Annotated in this window: 2 protein-coding genes; both read right to left on the bottom strand. The window is 67.1% G+C overall.

Features of this window, described 5'->3' with window-relative positions; genetic code table 11:
- Window positions 1–262: 262 nt before the first annotated feature.
- Window positions 263–652 (bottom strand): transposase, encoded by a 390-nt coding sequence (locus BM085_RS44100; protein ID WP_281249924.1) that lies wholly within the window; start codon window positions 650–652, stop codon window positions 263–265.
- Window positions 653–709: 57 nt separating this feature from the next.
- Entirely contained in the window at window positions 710–1,510 is an 801-nt protein-coding gene (locus BM085_RS42490; RefSeq protein WP_093892379.1) for an ISAs1 family transposase, read from the bottom strand.
- Between the last annotated feature and the right edge of the window lie 294 nt (window positions 1,511–1,804).

Here is a 1,804-nt window from a genome sequence, read left to right as displayed (position 1 = left end):
CAGCCCCAGCAGAATCGGCGACATCATTAAAGCCGCGCTCGTCCTCACCCATTTCGAACACGGCTACTCAACGTGAAGTCGCTGAGATCACCTCAGTGTTCCTTGACAATGAGCGCACATACAGCGGCTCGCAATCGTCCGGCCACCGTCTCCCGATCACCGTGCGGTGAGTCGGAGGTGTGCCCCTGGGCCGCTTCGCGGCTGGTCACCGCGGGTGCAGGGCCCCGGCGTTGATTCGCTATATGCCATTCTTTCGGTTTGATCAAATGTTGTAGACGGCGAAGGTGTCGTTGTGGGCGAGGAGGTCGCGGCGGGCATGGGCGATATTGGCCCGGTCGGCCAAGCGGGCGGGGCTGATCGCCAGGTTGCGAAAGCCAGCCAGAGCTCTGGGCGCGGTACCTGTTCTGACCTGGGAGTTATCCTCCCGGAAGGTAACGTCCCTGACCCAGTGGAGGCGATTTTCCACTCCCCAGTGCGCGCGTTCGTAGTGGCCCAGGTGGGCAGGTGGGGCCAGGGCGGCGGGCAGGCTGGTGATGCCGAACACGACTTCCTTGCTGGTCCAGGTGCCATCCAGGTCACCGACGTCGCGACGCAGCCGGAAGGCTTGTCGTGCGCCGGGGAACAAGCCGTCGTCTGCTTCGGCGGTACGGATGGTCCGGCATTCGGTGCGGTCGTGCCCGCGATCGTGGTCGATGGCGGTGGTGTCGATTCACTCGGCATCCGGGCCCGACAGCAGGGCGCGCGCGGCGGCGCGGGCCAGCGGCTGATTTCCCTTCAAAATGAGGACGTAGTGGCCGCCCAGTTGCTCGGTGATCAGACGGGCGGTCGCCTTGGTGGTGTGCAGCGCGTCCAGGGTCAGCACCATTCCTGCCACGTCCAGCCGCGACAGCAGCGTCCGGGCGGCCGGTCCCTCGCCCCGTTTGTCGGCGACCTGACACTGGCCCAGGACCACCCCGTGCTCGTGGCTGATCGTCCCTACCAGGAAGATACGCCCGTCGCCGGCGGTCCGGGCCCCGCGGCTGGCTTTGCCGTCCAGGGCCGCGCCGGGCAGCAACCCGTCCGGGGCGCGATGAGCGATCTGCCGCCGGGTCCTACGGCGTTGCTCGCGCTCGATGGGCCCGGGTATGTCGGGAATCTGCGGCACGGGAGCCGCCCAGCGCATCACATCGGCCACATAGCCGCTGATCGCCGCATCCAGCGCATCGCCGTCCAGCCCGGCCAGGACCCGGCGGAAGGTCCGCTCGCTGGGCACGGTGAACCGGCCGGTGAAAGGATCTCGGTAGGCTCCCAGCCGCGCGAGCACCGCTTGAGAGGTCCGGGCGGCCCACTGCCGGATTGCCGCGACGCTGTCGCCGCCGACCACGAGCGTTGCGCACGCGGTCAACGTCAAGATGACCATCAACGGGTGACGCCGCCCGCAGGCCGAGCGCCGCTCGGGGACAGTCGCCAACCGGTGCATCAACGCCGATTCCACCATGATCGGATCGGCTGCCAGCCCGGCTTCCCACAACGCCAGGTCGGTGAGGTGGTCAAGACGAGGGACGAGACAGGGGGCTGGTCGGGGAAGATGGGGACACGAGCGCGACTACTGCGGCGATCTTCGGATTAGAGACCTGAAAGATCAGCAGAAGTCGCGCTCTTTCATATGCCACCTAGCCAAACACTCAACGTCGCCATACCGCATCAGAACTCAAGAACGCCGGGGCCCTGCCCCTTGCCCGGCCGAGTGGTGTTCTTACGCCGCCGCTTCGGGCGAGCCGCCAGGGCCTGCCGTCGCATCGAGGCGGCCACGGTGTTCTCACTC

Origin of the sequence: Streptosporangium canum (assembly GCF_900113865.1) — a bacterium.
GTDB classification, from domain to species: domain Bacteria; phylum Actinomycetota; class Actinomycetes; order Streptosporangiales; family Streptosporangiaceae; genus Streptosporangium; species Streptosporangium canum.
Note: the sequence above shows the minus strand (reverse complement) of the source record. Positions and strands in the feature narration are given on the sequence as shown.